The sequence below is a fragment of the Bacteroidetes Order II. bacterium genome (assembly GCA_016788705.1).
GTDB lineage: Bacteria > Bacteroidota > Rhodothermia > Rhodothermales > UBA2364 > UBA2364.
Window position 1 is genome coordinate 12457 of the sequence record JAEUSQ010000046.1, and the last position, 19147, is coordinate 31603.

Sequence of the window (19147 nt, forward strand, 5' to 3'; positions counted from 1 at the left end):
AATCAGCTCGTTAAAGTGGTACGTTTAAACAAGACCCAAAGAATGACTGGCAAACCCAGCAAAGCCATAAGTGCATTCAGTGGCATAATCTGTCCATTTCCGGGGAGCAACGTTAAGTTAGAAGCGAACAATGCCAACATACTTCCCCAAACAGCCGCCCCCGGGATTAGCAACCGATGATCGGCGGTCTGAAAATAAAGCCGCGCTATATGAGGCACCGCAATTCCCAGAAAAGCAATAGGGCCGCAAAAAACCGTTGTAACACCTGCTAAAACCGATGCAATAACAAGCAAAGAAGTTTGAACCGAACCGACGCTTACTCCCAAACTTTGGGCATACGTGATTCCCAGCATCAAAGCATTTAATGGCTTGGCCATCAGCCACGCGACCAATAAACACCCACCCACAATCGGGGCAAACCAAAGTAGATCACTAGGAGACACCCCGCCAAAACTCCCCATTCCCCAAATCGAAAAAAGTCGGATTTGATCCGCCGGGCTAAAGAAGACCAATAAATTGACCACCGCGCCAATGATATAGCCAAACAAAACCCCCAAAATCAACAACGAGGCGGTTCCTCCGGCTCTCTGTGAAGCAAGTAACATGAGGAATAGAGCAAGGCCCGCACCCAAACTTCCGGCCAGAATATGAGAAAAAGTGGAAACAATACCCGGCCCCGTGAGCAGAACCACAGCAACCCCTAAACTTGCGCCCGATTGAATCCCTAGTTCAAATGGCCCAGCCAATGGATTTCTGAAGTAGGTTTGCATCAGTAAGCCCGCAACCCCTAAAGCAGCCCCTGTCAACACGCCGGAAAGCGCCCTTGGGAGTCGAATGGCCCAAAGAATCGCCCGCTGCTGATCCGTAAGTTGATTTGGGTTCCACAAATGTTGCACCGGAATAACTTCACTGCCTGCCAGCAAAGCCCAACCAAACAAACCTATACCCAAAACAGGTAGTACCCAGAAACGGTGACGCATTATTGCAATCCTTTGAAATACTGGATCCGATAGTCTTTTGCCTGGTCCGGGTAAAAAATAGCCCGAAGATCCCGAAGAATAACATCTGGTTCTAAGACCGCTGCTTCAAAAAAACGCCCATCATACGAGAAGTAGGCTCCTTTTTGGGCCGAAGGCAACATCGAGAACCGTCCATCTGTTTGTCTGATGGACGCTTCATTCTCAAAGGGCACAGTCCCAATCCAATGGGTTGCGGTTTTTGTACGCCCCAAGACACCCTCAAAATCCAAGGTAAGGGTGGCTGCGGTGTCTTTTATGGCATAGGTTGCACCCGCGTCCCGAATCAGATGGGCCATAAAACTACTTGAACCCGCAATATACCAGTTACCATTGAAATAACTACCCGTAAAAACAACGGGCTTAGGCCCAGGGGTGGGCATTTTCTGTAAGGTACGATAGCGCTGTTTGAGTCCATCAAAAATCTGATTGGCTTCGGCCTCTTTGTTGAAAAACAACGCCATAAACTTAATCCATTCCGTGCGGGCAAGCGGACTGGCCTCGGCAAATTCCCCATTGAGTACTACCGAGATCGGCAGGGGACGAAGTTTATGATGGAGATCGGTAGGGGCGCCCATTGCATAGCCCATCACCATATCCGGTTTTAAGCCCAATATTTTTTCGGCATCCAGTTCTTGGCTTCCCACTTCTGCAATGGATTTTGCTTTCGCCGCAAGAGCGGGCAACGTGATGAATGATTTTCCTGCGTGCCCCACCCATTTTTCCAAAACACCCAATTGTTGTAATCCTGGAAGTTGCGTAGTAGAGGTGGTCACCAATTTTTGCACCGGAATGGTGATAACAGCATCCGATACGACCTTTGGCGCGGGCGCGCCACACACCTTGAGTACATAAGTAAACGTTTTAGCAGTTCCCGGCCATGCCCGAATGACGTTCACCAATTTATAATAACGATGATACGATACAGCAAACCCTGTCGCTTCTTCGGGCCGCGTTTGAACAGGAAAGTAATCTCGGTTGGGATCAAACGGCGCATTACATCCACTTTGATCCGGTATTATCGGTGAAGAGGAAGGCCGACAACCCAAGAAGGCCATCGGAATGAAGAAGAAAATCCACTTAAAGCAGGACATATCGTGCACGTAAAGAGGGTATATAGACAGTCTTGTGGTACAAAGGCTTGTGCTTTAGAGAACAACCTGAAAGAAGATAGTCCCTCTTGATGTTAAATTGGCGTAATTAACCGCGAAAATATTTGTTTGGGCGTTAAAGAGGATTGAATGTATCTTTGGGCCTGCGCCAATCACCTATTTTCCGCTTCACACCCTTTTTACAAGGGTCTTATATGGTGATAAATAGACAAAGCCCATGCACTTTCCGATTCTTAAAGATTTACTGCTCATTTTATTGTTTGCAGCCGGAGTGGTTTATGCCTTACAGCGGCTCAAAATACCGGCCATTCTAGGATTTATCCTAACAGGAATACTCATAGGCCCCTTTGGACTGGGGCTCATCTCAGCCATTCACGAGATCGAGGTTATTGCAGAGATCGGGATTATCCTCTTGTTATTTGTGATCGGGATCGAACTCTCCCTCAAACAGCTTTTTTCTATTCGGCGAACCGTTTTTCTGGGAGGGGTGGTTCAGGTGGGGCTAAGCATTGGTTTAGTAGGTTTGATCACATGGCTTGGCGGTTTGGCTTGGCAAGAAGCCGTTTTTATGGGGTTTTTGGTTTCCCTTTCTAGTACTGCTATTGTTCTGAAACTCCTCCAAGACAAAAATGAAATAGCAGCACCACATGGCCGAAATGCACTTGGAATTTTGATCTTCCAAGACATTATTGTGGTGCCTATGATGCTCGTTGTTCCGATTATGGCTGGAGAAACGGACTCTGTAACCATTTCGGTACTGTTGCTCTTTGCGAAAACCATTGCGGTTTTGGTTTTCACGTATTTATTATCGCGGTTTGTCTTACCCGTTGTTTTTTATCAAGTTGCCAAAACAGGAAACAAAGAGTTATTCCTGATCACCACCTTTTTACTGTGTTTCTCTTTGGCTTTTCTGACGGCCGAAGCGGGCCTTTCAATGGCGCTGGGAGCCTTTATTGCTGGACTGCTCATTTCCGAGTCCGATTACAACCATCAAGCCGTCGGGACTATTCTCCCTTTTCGTGAATTGTTCACCAGTTTCTTTTTTGTTTCCGTTGGAATGCTGTTGGACTTTGGATTTTTCTTGGCACATGTCTGGATTATTGTCGGACTCACCCTTGCAGTGGCCATCCTCAAAGTGCTTGTCGTTTACATTGCCGTTGCCCTCCTAAAATACCCCACCCGAACCACCCTTCTAACGGGTCTTTCGCTTTTCCAAATCGGAGAATTTTCCCTCATTTTATCCGACATAGGAATAGAATATGGGCTGCTTACGCCCGATCTAAACCAATATTTCCTTTCCGTTTCTATTCTAACCATGCTACTCACTCCCTTTGCACTGCTATATGCAGACAAATGGACGCGAACCTTCGTAAGAAATCATCACGAAGAAAAACACACATCAAACGTACAGCATACCGATACCTTAAAAAATCATTTGGTTATTATTGGCTACGGACTCAATGGCTCTAATGTGGCCAAAGCAGCAGATTACGCCCATATTCCTTATCATATTCTTGAACTAAATCCAGAAACCGTGAAACGTGAAAAAGCAAAAGGCTTGCCGATTCACTACGGCGATGCGATGAAAGACGCAGTATTGGAAACAGTAGGTATCAACAATGCACGGGTGGTGGTAGTCGCCATTTCGGATCCACAGGCCACCAAAACCATTGTGGCCAATATCCGGCAGCACACACAATCGGCCCAGATTGTGGTTCGAACCCGATATACCTCTGAAATTCCGGATTTACTGGCCATTGGCGCAGACGAGGTAATCCCGGAAGAATTTGAAACTTCCATCGAAATATTTACTAGGGTAATGCACAGCTTTATGGTTCCTTTAGATGAAGTGGATACCTTTGTTGAAAAGGTACGATCCGACAATTACCGTGCTTTTAGACAACCCGTACAACGAGGAGAACGATGGGCGGCGTCTCCTATCCCCGAACTACGTATTTCCTGCGTGCGTGTTCTTGGGGATAGCAACGACGTCATCGGTAAAACCATTGCCGAAGCACAAATCCGACAAAAATATGGAATCACCATTCTGGCCCTTCAGCGCAATGGTGTCTTCATGGAAATCCACGCTCCCGATATCCAGATCAGGCACCAAGACACCTTATACCTGAGTGGTTCGGGACAAAATATTGAACAGTTTTACCGCTTGGTTGGTTGATGAACTTCGAAAAAATACATATTCTGTACCGGATATTGGCGAAAAACCGTTCGCGAAGTCCATTCACACAACGTTCGGATTTTTTAAAATATGCCCTGATTTTTATCCTTCTATTCCTTATCGCTCCAATGGGTTATATGTGGGTAGAAGGCTGGACTTTTTTTGATGCTTTTTATATGACCTTTATTACCCTTGCCACCATCGGATATGGCGAGGTTCATCCACTACATCCATTAGGTCGGCTATAGACAATCATCATTGCTTTTTTGGGCATTGGGATGGGTGGATATATTTTCACCCGTTCGGTTGAATACATGCTTGGAAAAACACAATTATTTGAACGCCGTATGAAACACGCCATTGAAGCACTCTCGGATCATACCATTATTTGCGGTTTTGGCCGTATCGGCGAACGAGTTGCACAAGGTCTTCAAGAAGCAGAGCACCCTTTTGTAGTGATCGAATTAAGCGAAGAACGGGCCGCTCGGATGCAAACGGCGGGCTACCTGTATATTCTGGGAAATGCAGAAGAAGAAACCCTCGACAAAGCGGGGATTCTCCGGGCCAAAAAATTGGTACTTGCATTAGAACAAGACCGCGACAATGCTTTTTTGGCCTTGATGGCCAGAGGCATGAATCCTAACTTATTTATTTTGGCCCGAACCGATTATGCGACACCACACAACCGTTCCCTGCTCACCCGTGCTGGTGCAGACAAGGTTATCTCTCCATATGAGATTGGCGCAACCCGTATGACCCAACTGCTCACCCGTCCACTCGTTCATTCGTTTATGGAAGAACTGGATACGTTCCGTAACCTTAAAGTAGAAATGGATGAGATGTTGGTGGGCCCTGATGCGCGGTTCAACGGAAAATCACTGGCCATGCTGAATATCCGACAAGCCTTTGGCGCCATTATTATTGCCATCCACGATCCCATCAAGAATGAAACCCTCTTTAATCCCGACGCACAAACGATTATTGAAGCCGGACAAACCTTGATTGTTATGGGTGTTGGCAATCAACTACGAGACCTTGCACGCGCCTGCCAAAATTAACAGTTTTTAACTTGGGAAACACCTTGTTTTTTCTTAGCTTGATTGATTAATTCCAATCACGTATTTCACCACCCAAATTCATCTATATAATGCGTGTCAGGCTTTTTATTTTCAGCATCTTACTGGCAAGCCTTTCTTGGGTCGTTGCCCAACAATCCGGCGTATTTGATCAACGCGCCTTGGCCAAAGTTTACCAAACCAAAGCCCCAAGTTTGGACACCCTTCCCGAAGTGACCTATTCTTATATCCAGGCCACTTCAGCCGAAGCATTCTGGCAATCGGTAGGAAAGGAACACAAACCCTTGTTGCAAATGCTAAACCGTGATATCATGGGCCGTATTTCCACATCAGACTCCTTGATTGTGCCTAACCAATTGGGGTTAGACCATCGCACGTATTCTCCATTTCCTAAATATTATGCTGGTGCAGAGTTGTTGGATAAATTTTTTGTAGTGGATAAAAGCTATCAGCTGTATGCCGCCTACGAATTTGGGAAATTAGCCCGTTGGGGGGTCGTCAGTACGGGTCGTAAAGGTGCAAAAGCCATTTGGACGCCTTCGGGGCGCTTTAACTTCAATTGGCGACAAGATTTTCGGATTTCGAGTGACAGCCCACCTGGGCAGGAATGGCGCCTGAATTGGGTATCTAACTTTTATTTAGAGCGTGGAATTCATACCCACCAATATGCCATTCCGGTTGTTGGGGCAGCGAGTCATGGTTGTGTAAGAATGATTGATGCCGATGCAAAATGGGTGTATGAGTGGCATCGTGGATGGGTGATGAAAAACAAACAACTCTTAGAACAAGGAAATATGGTGATCGTTCAAGGAGAAGATCTGCCACGAGCCAAAAAACTATTTGTAAAAGAAAAAACAGGTCCCCATCTCAAAATGATTTCCCTTCCACCGGATCCTTGGACGGTAGAGGCAGGAAGTCCTCAACAAAAGATGTTTGACCGTCGTAGAGAGCGCCACCAAAGCGCAACAGAGGCCAGCCGCTGATCAGAAACCGAATAGTACGACTACCACCACCCGTAAATACAGGAGCCGATTCTCCATGAAAAAACTTTTTTTACTCTTCCCCTTATGGCTAAGTTTGGTTGTTCAGGCACAGCCTACCAAACCATCTACGACGCCCCCTGCCGAAGAGCCGCCTAAATCGTTGGACCATTTCAATCAGGAAGCACTACGTGCCATCCAAGACAACCAGATTGGAAATCCGGACGAAATTCCACAAGTGTTTTATGACTATTATGTGGTGAAGGAAGAATCTCGACTGCGGGCCCGCCTAAACCTGTATGAATATATGGGCATTAACAAAGGTGACACCCAAAGCCGAGAAGGTCAGGTATTGATTCAACTAATCAACCGAAATCTTTTGGAAGACCTCCGCCCTGGCGATACCCTTGTGGTCCCCACCCAATTGGGACTTGATTTGCGGGCCTATTCTCCCTTCCCTCGGTATTATCAGGCAGCAAAGGAACATAATAAGATTGTCATCTTAGACAAAGAAATCCAAGCATTTGCCGCCTATGAAGATGGCGTGCTCCGACGTTGGGGAATTATCAACACTGGAACCGATGCCTCTCAAACTCCTGAAGGACGGTTTAACGTAAACTGGAAAGTAGAAAACCGCATTTCCTCGCTCAGCCCCGGTGTGTTAAAACCAAAAGAATCTGATGAAATGTGGGATATGACGTGGGTGATGAATATTCATGAGAAGCGCGGCATCCATATGCACCAATACGCCATGCCCACAGGAGGCCCTGCCAGTCATGGATGTGTTCGCATGAATGATGCCGATGCCGAATGGCTGTTTAACTGGGTGGATGTATGGGAAACCTCGAAGCCCAATGCCGAAGAATGTACGGGATCGAAAGATTGCAAAATTACCAAACAAGGCACCATGGTGCTGGTACTTGGCCCAGACCCCAAGGGCAAAGCACAACCGTTTGTATATAAAAATCGTTATCCAATTCTCAAAATCATTGACTTGCCTACGGATCCTTATAGCATTCCTGCAGGGACCGACCAGCAGAAGATTTTTGATCGAATTAGGCTTGGGAAAGGGACAACAGCCAACCGGGGCGTAGCAAGCCCTATGCCCAAAACCACACAGGTGAAACCACGAACCACAACCAAGCCAAAAAACAACCAAGCCAAACGGCGGTAATGCTGATCTGTCTGCTAAAAACCTGTTCGCGGAACTTCGAGAGCAGGTTTTTTGTTTGAGGTATTTTCAGCATTTTAGTGCCTATAATCCGGAGTTTTTATGATAAAAAAACTGCTTTTTGTTTTTTCTTGTGGTTTAATGGCCTTAGGAACGGTCTATGCACAAGACCCAGAAGTGAATTTGGAAGGACTGGAACGCGCTGGTTTAGACTCTCTTTATAGTAGCATGAGAGGCGATGTTCAAAAAATCCCCGATGTCAAATGGGATGTACATCTTGTGACTGAGACTTCCACCTTAATGGCCCGTCTAAACCTCTATGAAAAATACGGGATTAACAAAATTGATGTGCCTTCAAGACGAGCACAGGCTTTAATTAAACTTCTCAACCGTAATGACCTGAAAAATTTACAAAAGGGTGATTCACTATTTATTCCACAGCCCCTGCATTTAGATTTCAGGGCATATGCCCCTTTTGAGCGTCTTTGGCCAGCAGCCGATAAATTAGACCAACTCTTATTGGTGGACAAAACCAATCAGGCATTTGCCGCTTATGAGAAAGGAAAACTAACCCGATGGGGTCTGGTAGTAACGGGAAAAGATGAGACCCCCACGCCAACGGGTCGGTTTAATGTAAATTGGAAGCAGCCCTCGCGTATCTCCACGCTTAGCCCGGCGCTCCAAAAACCTAAAAAAGGCAAAAAACCTTCCACCGAAACGTGGTTCCTGAAATATGTGATGAACATCCACGAATCGCGTGGTATCCACTTCCATCAATATTTTATGCCCACCACAGGCCCGGCAAGCCATGGCTGTATCCGGTTAGGGGGGCAAGATGCCCGTTGGCTCTATGCCTGGACCCAACCGTGGGAGACAACGGTGGCTTCTGATTCTGCTATGGTTTGTCATGGGACACGTTGCAAAGTAAAAAAACAAGGAACGCCCGTTCTGGTGCTGCACAAAGACCCTAAAGGAACGCCTTCGTTTTTCACCCGGATTAAAGGAGAACCTGGTGTTCGTGTGATGCCCCTCCCGAAAAATCCTTATGCAGTACCTGCAGGAACCCCGCAGCAACAAGCCTTCGATCAACTACGATTGGCCGAGGAAAGGCGCATCAGATTAGAGGCACAGAGAGCCGCATCCCCAAAGGCCAAGCCCGCGCCCAAGCCACAGCCACAGCCCAAAACCAAACAAAGTACAGGGAAGCCCAAAGCCAAATCATAGAGATATTTACCGCTGATACGAAAATACATGTTCTTCATACAAGCCGGGGCTGAACTTCCGGCTTTTTTGTGTAACATGCTGGAAACGCTTTTTCCACCAAACAACAATGCAATGAATGCCATTAAAGACGCTTTTGACCGCGACGGTTATTACCTTGCCAAAGGAATTTATAGTGCTACTCAGATAAAAACGATGGAACAGGAATTTGACCGAATTGTGGATCAAATCCGTTCTGCAAAACAAGAATCGGTCAATGCCCGCTGGGCAGGGAAAGAAATGGAACGCTTAGATGGCGGGGATAGTGTGATCTATCACACGCACAACGTTCAGCAATTTTCCGGTCTATGGCTCCGGGCCTTGTTGGAGCCTGCTTTTTCAGAAGTGGTAACTGCCATTATGGGCGAAAATGTGGTTCTGCATCATACCAAACTTTTCCAAAAACCTGCCGAGAAAGGCTCTCCCTTTCCAATGCACCAAGATTGGAATTACTTCCCTTCGGTCAAAGATACCATGATTGCAGGTATTATTCATGTATCAGAAGCAACGGATGAGATGGGATGTATCCGGGTATATCCCGGCAGCCACAAATTAGGCCGTATCCAAAATACCGATGGGCAAAACGAGTCTGAATTACTTGCACAATACCCCATAGAACATGCAACGGTTGTTGAGGCAGAAGCGGGCGATGTTGTTTTTTTCCATTACTTTACCTTGCATGGATCTATGCCCAACCGTTCGCAGAAGGTACGCAAAACAGTGCTGGCACAACTATATGCCGGAGATGACCATATTGAAGAGGGTATTGCCCACCCCGATGAACATCTGGTACTCAATGGCTGGAACTACCACGCCACGCGCAATTCTGCAGGGCATAAAAAATGATCACGTTTAAACTTATAAATATATGAATTTAGGCCATTTACCCACCGAACAAGACATTGCGTTTTATCAGGAGAATGGTTACTGGATTTCCCCGATCATTTTCTCGGACGAGGAACTCGCCGAAATTCGTGCCCATCATGCACAAGTGATTGAAGGGGTGTACGAGACTGGACGACCACCGCATTACAACAGTCATACGCCGGGTACGCCGCTTAACCAGATGATCAAAATTGACAATGCCCACTGGGCTGATGCCTTGATTGCCAAAACGGTCATCCATCCGGTCATTGGCAGAATGGCCGCCCTACTTTCTGGCGCAAAAGGAATCCGCTTATGGCATGATCAACTTCTCTATAAACCCTCTCAAAATGTCGGGACGGGAGCCGTTGGATGGCATCAAGACCATCATTATTGGCAATGTGCCACCCCTTTTAATATGCTTACAGCTTGGATTGCCCTCGTGGACGTCAACGAGCAAAACGGTTGTATGGAAGTGGTTCCTGGAAGCCATAATTGGGGATTGATCAGCAATAATGACTTCTTTGAACACGATTTGGACACCCTTCAAAAGCGCATTGAAATAGAAACGGGGAAACCCTTCCAACCAGTGGCTTGCCCACTTCCGGCGGGCGCAGTCAGTTTCCATCATTGTCGCGTACTACATGGAAGCCGCCCGAATCTGAGTATGGCCCCTCGACTTTCGCTGGTGGCCCACCTTATGCCCGATGGAACCTGCTACAAGGCCGATACGCCTTCCGATCCGCATATGAATGTCCGGCTTTTATCTGGTCACGACGGAGATCCGTTTGCTGGACCCTACTTCCCCATGCTATGGCACGAAAGTAGTATGGGGAATCCTTGGGAAGTTTCAATGACTTAACCAAATGAATACGTTAAAACAACCATATGAAAATGATGGATACTTGATCTTCCGAAATGCCCTATCAGAGTCACTGGCACAAGAGACCTGCGATCATGTATTTTGGTTATTAGATCGCTATCCGGGTACCCGTCCAGAGCAATTGCACCACAACATGTTGGTGAACGATCCATTTATCTGGCGTCTTGCCGGAGACGAACGGCTCTTGGATATTGCCGCTCAATTTATCGGTGACGAAGTGGCCTTGTTTGCCGCGCACTACATTGCTAAAGCCCCCAAGACCGGACAAAAGGTGCTCTGGCACCAAGACGGTAGTTATTGGCCATTAGAACCAATGGAAGTGGTTACGCTCTGGTTGGCGGCGACGCCTTCCACGCCCGAAAATGGATGTATGCGCATTATTCCGGGAACACACCATGATAAGTTGGTGTCTTGGGAGGAATTGCGCAAACATGACGACGGAGACAATGTACTCGGCTCTGGACTAGACCCCCAATCCATTGACGAATCTCAAGCCATAGACTTGGTACTGCAACCTGGTGATGTATCGGTACACAATCCTAATATTATCCATGGATCAGAACCCAATCATTCGGATCAATGGCGCATCGGGCTTACCCTCCGGTACATCCCTGTGACGACCAAAATCCTGAATCCAGACCACCATGCTATTTTGTTCCGGGGAAAAGCCGTTCGTGGTGTAAATACCTATATACCACGTCCCCGGTATGATCCAAAAATCCATTTTCCCTTTGCGGGCAGTCATTCTTTTTGAGGTCTTCCTTTTGCACGATCAATCATAAAAGACAGGCATTCCGGCAGTATCTATTATAGACCTTTCGGAATGCCCGTTGATCGTAGAATGTACGTATAACTTCCAATAATTTTCCTTCGTTCAGGTAAGATTATTTAACCCGCACGATTGATGAAGTCCAATTAATGTCCTCCTGACACCAAAGGAGACGATTGGACGCGACCGTCAACCTTCAAGAAAATACACGCAAAAGCACCTATCAGTAAACATACGCCCAATAGTGCCAACGCATTCCGAGGGTCTCCCCCCAATAGCGAATCATAAAAAGAACCAACGGTTACCATATTGATGATTTGCGGAATACAAATAAAAGCGTTCAAAAGTCCCATATACACGCCAATCCGTTCAGCAGGCACGGCGGCGGTGGCAATAATAAAAGGCATTGTAATAATGGCAGACCAAGCCACACCCACCAGTGTCATACACGCCAAGACCAAGTTGATGTTTTGGGTAAACAGCATTGCCAGAAACCCCACGCCCCCAATAGTTAAAAAGACCGCATAGGTTTGCTTGGTTCCCATTTTACGCACCACCATTGGAATAAGAATGGACATAACCACCGTGGTGATATTCATCACTGTTAGTGCGACGCCGCCCCATTGAGAAGCCGCTTCAAAGCCAGGCGAATCGGGAGTCGGTGCATTAAAGCAATGGCGGGCAATGGAAAGCCCTAAATACTGCCACATCAAAGGCATTCCATACCATGTGGCCAGTTTGACCCACCAAAGTTTACGGATGGCATCCGGCATTTCGCGTACTGCATTTGCAATTTCTTTAAAAGCATTCCACAACCCCCCATTTTCGGCTTGCATTTTGCGAAATTCCGCCATGTTTTCGGGAGGGTATTCTTCTGTGGTATAAAACGTCCAGAGCACGGTGACCAACATCGCTGCAACCCCAATCACAAATGAGTATTTTACGATGTCTGGTACACCATGTCCCAATGCCACCGCCGAAATACCAACCAATCCCAAGAATAAAGGCATCAATCCAGATAAAATCTGACCGCCTGCAATCATAAAAGACTGTACCGCAAACCCAACCGTTCGCTGGTTGTCATTTAATTTATCCCCCACCAAAGCCCGGTAGGGTTCCATGGCCGTATTCATCGCCGCATCCAAAATCCAAAACAAGCTTACCGCCACCCATAGTACGGGTGAATAGGGCATAAGCAAGACCGCAATGCTGCCCACCAGCGCACCTATGAGAAAATACGGGCGGCGACGGCCATAACGGGTCCAAGTTTTATCACTCATGGCCCCTATAATGGGTTGAATCACAAGGCCCGTTATAGGGCCTGCAAGCCAAAGAACGGGTAAACTGGATTCATCCGCGCCCAGATATCGAAAAATTGGACTCATATTCGCCTGTTGTAGTCCAAATCCATACTGGATGCCTAAAAAGCCGAAACTCATGTTCCAAATTTGCCAAAAGGAAAGGGATGGCTTAGGGGCTGTGGTTGTCATAGGGAGAAAAATTGAAGAGATAAAGATATTGAACTGTGAATACAGCATTGTACCACAGCGCACTACACACAGATAAGATTCATAAAATCAATCTGTCTGATCTGTTTTTCAAAGGAGTTTAACAGAAAAGTTAATTTATCCCATTCCCTCCCCTTTTTGCAAACGCTTCCACTACCAAAAACCGCTTCCAGGCAAAGAAAATTCACAACTTGTTTCTTGCTCTGATGGAGTACGGAATATTCTCCGTGACTTCTGTCCGTTTTTTACAGATATTGAAAAAGCAAGAATGTGTTAAGACATTTCAATTCACATAACCCATTAATAGTATTGTTAATAATAGACTTAAGCAAATGCAAAAAGGATGTTCTTCTTTGAGATAGGCCGTAAGGTTTTTCTATGCCTTCAATTCCCATTCCCGAAACGCCCTAAAATCCGGCTTTGTAGCAGCAAATTTTACAGAAATAATGTCTTTAATTTTTTATGAATATGAAAACACAATCTGTTTTCCAAGAGGAGTTGACACTGGCAAAAACATTAGCCGATGCGTACTTAGCACACCTCCGACGGGTAGCACCTTCGCCCCGAACACCCATTCACACCCTGTACCATGCCTTGGTAGAGAACCTAACCACAGGAAACTACAAGATCAATGAACTGAAGAGCGAACTTGGCTTTTACCAGCATAGTACACCACTTTCATTCAGGAAACATACAGGATTTTCCTATAAGTCCTTTGAAACATTCCACCGTATGGAGTTGGCCAAGATATTGTTACGTCAAACCTCCATCAGCGTCAATGAGGTAGCCTCTATGTTGGGATATCGAAGAGCGAATGCCTTTTCCATGAAATTTACCAAGTATGTAGGCATTAGCCCGCAAAATTTTCGGGCCTTATTCTCCGGCTAAACATTGTAGTACCCTAAAAGATAAGTGACGTATTTTTATTTGGCATAAATACTTTGAAAACAAGGAATTGAAAGTACCCTACTTCCTACACCGCCAAGGTCTCGACCATATTTTTATTCTACAAGGCTTTGTTCATACGACACATTTTAGCTAAACAAAAAGAAAAAGGCACTCCCAATCGAGCAGCCTCTTTCCCGAAAGAGATGAACAGAACAGATTAAAAGAAAACGCACGAACCGATCTCCTAATACGTATGCTTATCCATACAACCTTTCCTTTGCTCATTGACTGATGAGGTGTTAGGCAAAAAGCAGGCTTGGATGTTACGAAAGCCGCATTAGCTCTTTTTTCAAAAACTTTTGCGCTCCTTCAACATCCGCCCACAAGTTATGAAGGTATTGTGCATATTCAAGATCAATTTCAAAGGCTTCTTCTATTTTTTCAGGCGCTTCCAGCCCCGCCATCTCGTAAGCATACAAAGGGTGCTTTTGGATGGCTTCCTGAAGAAAACGCGGGGCTTGTTTTTTCTCCAGCATAAAAGCCGCTAATGCTTTGCCGTATAACATCGCGGCTGAATCATCATCTTCAAAGTCTTGACAAATCTCTAAGGCCATTTGTGGTTCTTCGCAGACCAGCAAACAATCCACCAGACGACGACGTACATTCAAGATATCTGCCCCATCAAACTGCAATTGTATCATACCCAACTCAATCGCTTGGTCATAATTCCCCATCAGTTCCTGCTCTTGTCCCAAGAAATATAGGCTATTTAAAAAAGAACTATTCTCAGGATAGCTACTTGGGAAATGAATGTCTTCTATACTCTCAAAACCAAACTGGTCTAACTGATTCAAGACCACATTCAAATGAACGCCAAGAATGGTGATGGCCCGCTCGTATAGCGCTAAATACGCACCTTCCTCCATCTCCTCCGGATCAATTTGCAGCAAAACATTTGCATATGCAAGTCTTAAGGCCATGCTCCCCGGTATTTGATCCATCAAGGCTTCTATGCCCTCCTTTGCCCCCGCCACATCGCCTTCTATTGCCTGTGCTTGCGATTCCATCAATTTCAATCCTATTTCGGGCGGCAATGCAGGTTCAAGAACTTTAAAGTTTGTATTATCTTCCGAGACCACCTTTATGTGGCGAAGCATTTCTGTCAATTCCTCCATAATTTCTTGTTCTTTACGCTGCCATGCAACGACTTCATCGGAAGGGGATGCGCCATCAAAATCTTGTCCGTTTTTTGTCATTTTGATATCGGGTTGTATTGTAGCTTAAACACTTTGTTTTCATCCAAAATAACCTTCAAACGTTCCTTCATCCCTATGTCCCAATCTGTCTCAACACCCAATTGGGTGAAAAATGCGATATTTTATCAGATATTCCCCGACCGCTTTGCAAAAGGACGTCAAGTCATTCATCCTCCACATCTAAAATTTAAACCTTGGGGTAGTCCACCCGAAGAACAAGGTTATCAAGGTGGAGACTTATATGGCATCGTAGAAAAATTGGACTACCTCCAATCGTTGGGGATCAATGCACTTTACCTAAATCCCATTTTTTCCTCTGCAGCCAACCATCGTTACCACACGTTCGATTATTACACCGTTGATCCCTTGCTTGGTGGAAATGACGCCCTACGCCTTCTCCTTGACGAAGCCCATGCACGCAACATGAAAGTGGTCTTGGATGGTGTATTCAACCATGCCAGCCGAGGATTCTGGCAATTCCATCACATTTTGGAAAATGGAGGAAATTCACCCTATATAGATTGGTTCACCGTACACGACTGGCCGCTACGACCGTATCCAGAAGATGACAAGCCGATTAATTACAACGCTTGGTGGAATCTTGCCGCGCTTCCCAAATTTAATTTCAACAACCCTGATGTACAAGATTATTTCTTGGACGTAGCCCGTCATTGGTTAGCGTTTGGTATAGATGGCTGGCGCCTTGATGTGGGCAACGAAATTGAAGACCATACCTTTTGGCAACGATTCCGCGAGGTCGTAAAGTCCGCAAATCCAGAAGCCTATATAGTGGGCGAGGTCTGGGTGGAAGCCCAGCCTTGGCTTCAGGGCGACCAATGGGATGCGACGATGAACTACATGATGGCTTGGTCTGCCATGAGTTTTGCAGGAAACCGCTCTCTCCGGCCGGGCTATAGCCGCGACCTCATGAACCTATCCGCTCTGGATGCGCCGGCTTATGCCAAGGTATTGGCCCACATGCTGGGTCTATATGATCCAGAAATTGTTTATGCCCAACTCAATATGTTAGACAGCCACGATACGGCACGGGCACTTTGGATTTTGCAAGAAGATAAAACGGCGCTCCGGCTCGCCTTTTTGTTATACATGACTTTACCCGGCGCACCTTGTATTTACTACGGAACCGAGATTGGGATGACGGGAGGAGATGATCCGGGGTGTCGCGCCGCTTTCCCTTGGGAAGAACCGGAAAAGTGGGATCGGGACTTATTTGTCTATTACCAGCAGGCCATCGCCCTACGCAATACCCAATCCGTTTTGCGTACAGGTGACTATGAGTTGGTACATGCAGAAGACATGAACCTAATTTTCCGTCGTCGCGACGAACTACAGGAAGCATTGGTGTACATTAATGCAGGAACCGAAGCGCGCTCTTTTGACATGCCTGAAGGCCATTGGCAACAGATTTGGCCCGAAACCACAGAAACCTATGAAGGGATTGTGGTTCCTGAAATGACAGGCGTAGTTTTATTAAAACGGACTTGATTTTTTCCAAAACCAGCAAACCTATAACCTTGCCCAGACGCATTTTCTGCACTCGGGAAAAATCTTTTTTATGGGGAAGGCCCCTTGCCTTGTGTACGGCCAATACATGGTTTGGGAACTTTTGCCACAGGGCAGACAGGGCAAGGTTTGGGTTAAATGGCTCGCATCGCTTTGCCACAAATGCTTGTTTACAACATTCATCAGCATCGCCTAACGTACATCAGGCATCCGTTCATGCACCACCCATCTATGTCGCTTAAGAAGCCAATAGCCTGGATTTCGCTCTCGCCCTTAATGGAATCCTAACAGACCCAAACCAGGCCGTATCTTTTAATCTTTTACCCCAAAGTTCTATTTGGGCCTATGTTCCTCAAAGCACTTCCGACAACTTTGCACCTCATTTTGTCCGGAAAATTTGACACGCACTTACAAGGTTCCTATACATGCGGCGCGGCCAATTGCGGTAGATTGTGTTCAAAAACACATGGAACATCACCCTGCAAAAAGCCAAAATCGGCTACACGACCCCAGCAAGATTGAGGGGATCACCCAAAACCCACTATCGGCATGGTTTCTCGGTCCCAAAGCAGAACATGCCGATGTTTGGGCGCAAATGCTCATGAACATTTTTAACGATTATATTCATTGGCGACGCAATTATTTCCCTGAAGACCCCATCATCATCAGCCGAACCAAAAGAAGGCAACATGAGCACTGGTTTGACCAATTAGATACCGAGTTAGAAACCGTACTAAATCAGCTAAAAGCCCACTTCCCGTTTTATTCGCCACGTTATATTGCCCATATGCTCAGCGAGCAAACCTTGCCTTCGGTGGTGGGGTACTTTGCAGGTATGCTCTATAATCCCAACAATGTCACCGATGAATCGGCCTCGGTAACGGTTCCATTAGAATTGAAAGTAGGTAAAATGATTGCAGAAATGCTGGGTTATAATCCAGAAACTGCTTGGGCGCATATTTGTTCTGGTGGTACAGTGGCCAATATCGAGGCCCTTTGGGTGGCCAGAACCGTACAATTTCTGCCCTTTATAGTACAAGAATATTGCCAAAAACACCAACTCGCCTTCCAAATCCGGACGCCCAATATGGCACAGGGCCATACGATTTCTATTTTGGAAGTACCCCCTCAAACCCTCATCGCCCTAAAATCTGATCAATCTGTACGCATCCTGCGCAACTTAGCCCATTACCTGATTTATGAAAAGCGTCAAGTTCCGGAAGTGGTTTTACATGAAATAAATGAGCATGTAGCGAATAGCCTTTTTAATGTAAGCAAACGTGGTTTATTTACCGTTCTGCATCGTCTGGGGCTTAATCCCCGCCTTTACGTCTCGGAATCGGCGCATTACAGTATCAAAAAAGCGGCGAATATCTTGGGTTATGGTGAGGATGCAGTTGTACCCGTTCCAGTGGATGCCCGATTCCGAATGGATGTCCACGCCCTTCGCGAATTGCTCCTACACCAAAAGCCGGAGGAATATACCGCCAGTGTCATTGCCGTAGCGGGTACAACCGAAGAAGGAGCGGTGGACCCCGTCCATCGCATAAAATTTCTCCGTGATGAGTTCAATAAGGACCATAACCGTTCTTTTTGGTTGCATGTGGATGGCGCGTGGGGTGGATATTTTCGCAGTATTTTTTGTCATCCGGATCTTGCAAAAAAAGAACCTGGTGGAATGGGCGATGTGTTACAGTCCTATGCAGATAAATTGGATGTCCGTGAGTCCTTTACCATTACACGGCAAGGCAAAACCCTAAGCCCTCCGATCGAAATATCGTGGCGCGACCCCGAAATATATGGAGCCTTTTTGGCATTTCCGGACGCCGATTCGATTACGATTGATCCACACAAAATGGGCTATATCCCGTATCCGGCAGGTATCATTGCATTCAAGCAAGGAATTGTAACCGAGCATATCGTCCAGAAAGCCCAATACATCTCGGAAGAAGAAGGCGGCCTCCATCACCTTGATCATACACCGATCATTCATGCTGTTGGGCCCTACATTCTGGAAGGCTCAAAGCCAGGAGCGGCGGCGGCGGCTTGTTATCTTGCACACAAAACCATTCCGCTTGAAACACACGGGCATGGCAAAATCATCCGAACCAGTGTTTTAAACACCCGCCGTTTTGCACAATACCTAAATCATCACAAAAAACTATTCCGATACTTGGATGAGGAAGTTTTTGGAAAAGAAAATACGAGCAAATTCCCATTTACCTTCGTACCCGTTTATGACCCGCCCGATACCAATATTGTGTGTTTTGTAGCCGTTCCGATGGCGTGGCACGACGACACGTTGGTGCGGGTGGATAGCAGCCTCATAGAACTGAATCGGCTAAACCAAATGATCTATGACCGTTTTACAATCCGCAATAAACAAGATACCCGTAAAAGTTTGTATTCTCAGGATTTTTTTGTCTCGCGTACACGGTTTATGGCCTCACAATACGCCACCAAGTCGGTTTCGGCATTGCTTAAAATGCTCAGGGTGAGTAAAGCCGATTACAAAAAAGAAGGGTTATTTGTCCTACGCTCCACCGTCATGAATCCTTGGCATCATCAGGCACAAGTGGCGGGAAAAGACTATCTCTTCGACTTCCTCTTGTCGCTGCATGAGGAAACACGGGAAATACGAGACCTGGTACAATAATAATTTAT

16 protein-coding genes are annotated in these 19147 nt (G+C 46.3%); 12 read left to right on the top strand and 4 right to left on the bottom strand.

From position 1 onward, the window contains the following. Positions 1-2: 2 nt before the first annotated feature. Together JNN12_12040 and JNN12_12045 are read right to left on the bottom strand one after the other, a co-directional pair. The gene (locus JNN12_12040; protein ID MBL7979062.1) at positions 3-980 is read right to left on the bottom strand and encodes an iron ABC transporter permease; all 978 of its coding nucleotides are present in this window, start codon (positions 978-980) and stop codon (positions 3-5) included. Continuing rightward, the gene (locus JNN12_12045; GenBank protein MBL7979063.1) at positions 980-2110 is read right to left on the bottom strand and encodes an ABC transporter substrate-binding protein; all 1131 of its coding nucleotides are present in this window, start codon (positions 2108-2110) and stop codon (positions 980-982) included. The genes JNN12_12040 and JNN12_12045 overlap by 1 nt, the downstream gene beginning before the upstream one ends. 235 nt (positions 2111-2345) lie before the next feature. On the opposite strand from JNN12_12045, the gene JNN12_12050 reads away from it, so the two are divergent. From JNN12_12050 to JNN12_12090, 9 genes are all read left to right on the top strand, one after another. Further along, positions 2346-4304, top strand: a complete 1959-nt coding sequence (locus JNN12_12050; protein ID MBL7979064.1) for a cation:proton antiporter — start codon at positions 2346-2348, stop codon at positions 4302-4304. Further along, positions 4304-4552 carry a two pore domain potassium channel family protein gene (locus JNN12_12055; GenBank protein ID MBL7979065.1) on the top strand — a complete coding sequence of 83 codons (249 nt, stop codon included), beginning with the start codon at positions 4304-4306 and terminating at the stop codon, positions 4550-4552. The genes JNN12_12050 and JNN12_12055 overlap by 1 nt, the downstream gene beginning before the upstream one ends. A 99-nt stretch (positions 4553-4651) precedes the next feature. Further along, entirely contained in the window at positions 4652-5362 is a 711-nt protein-coding gene (locus JNN12_12060; GenBank protein ID MBL7979066.1) for a TrkA family potassium uptake protein, read from the top strand. Between the two features lie 89 nt (positions 5363-5451). Next, positions 5452-6363 carry a L,D-transpeptidase gene (locus JNN12_12065; protein ID MBL7979067.1) on the top strand — a complete coding sequence of 304 codons (912 nt, stop codon included), beginning with the start codon at positions 5452-5454 and terminating at the stop codon, positions 6361-6363. A 55-nt stretch (positions 6364-6418) separates the two neighbouring features. Beyond that, positions 6419-7534 (top strand): L,D-transpeptidase, encoded by a 1116-nt coding sequence (locus JNN12_12070; GenBank protein MBL7979068.1) that lies wholly within the window; start codon positions 6419-6421, stop codon positions 7532-7534. Between the two features lie 99 nt (positions 7535-7633). Beyond that, a complete protein-coding gene (locus JNN12_12075; GenBank protein MBL7979069.1) occupies positions 7634-8755 on the top strand; it encodes a L,D-transpeptidase in 1122 nt (373 codons plus the stop codon). Between the two features lie 27 nt (positions 8756-8782). Further along, the gene (locus JNN12_12080) at positions 8783-9637 is read left to right on the top strand and encodes a phytanoyl-CoA dioxygenase family protein (GenBank protein MBL7979070.1); all 855 of its coding nucleotides are present in this window, start codon (positions 8783-8785) and stop codon (positions 9635-9637) included. Between the two features lie 22 nt (positions 9638-9659). Continuing rightward, positions 9660-10517 carry a phytanoyl-CoA dioxygenase family protein gene (locus JNN12_12085; protein MBL7979071.1) on the top strand — a complete coding sequence of 286 codons (858 nt, stop codon included), beginning with the start codon at positions 9660-9662 and terminating at the stop codon, positions 10515-10517. Positions 10518-10521: 4 nt separating this feature from the next. Next, positions 10522-11292, top strand: a complete 771-nt coding sequence (locus tag JNN12_12090; protein ID MBL7979072.1) for a phytanoyl-CoA dioxygenase family protein — start codon at positions 10522-10524, stop codon at positions 11290-11292. Positions 11293-11453: 161 nt separating this feature from the next. On the opposite strand, the gene JNN12_12095 is transcribed toward JNN12_12090, so the two are convergent. Further along, positions 11454-12797 carry an MFS transporter gene (locus tag JNN12_12095; GenBank protein MBL7979073.1) on the bottom strand — a complete coding sequence of 448 codons (1344 nt, stop codon included), beginning with the start codon at positions 12795-12797 and terminating at the stop codon, positions 11454-11456. Positions 12798-13283: 486 nt separating this feature from the next. On the opposite strand from JNN12_12095, the gene JNN12_12100 reads away from it, so the two are divergent. Continuing rightward, on the top strand, positions 13284-13703 hold the full coding sequence (locus JNN12_12100; protein ID MBL7979074.1) for a helix-turn-helix transcriptional regulator: 420 nt from the start codon (positions 13284-13286) through the stop codon (positions 13701-13703). Positions 13704-14026: 323 nt separating this feature from the next. On the opposite strand, the gene JNN12_12105 is transcribed toward JNN12_12100, so the two are convergent. Next, complete coding sequence (locus JNN12_12105) at positions 14027-14959, bottom strand: hypothetical protein (GenBank protein ID MBL7979075.1); 933 nt, start codon at positions 14957-14959, stop codon at positions 14027-14029. A 75-nt stretch (positions 14960-15034) separates the two neighbouring features. On the opposite strand from JNN12_12105, the gene JNN12_12110 reads away from it, so the two are divergent. After that, complete coding sequence (locus JNN12_12110; protein MBL7979076.1) at positions 15035-16465, top strand: glycoside hydrolase family 13 protein; 1431 nt, start codon at positions 15035-15037, stop codon at positions 16463-16465. Between the two features lie 484 nt (positions 16466-16949). Then, positions 16950-19139, top strand: a complete 2190-nt coding sequence (locus JNN12_12115; GenBank protein MBL7979077.1) for a hypothetical protein — start codon at positions 16950-16952, stop codon at positions 19137-19139. Positions 19140-19147 lie beyond the last annotated feature (8 nt).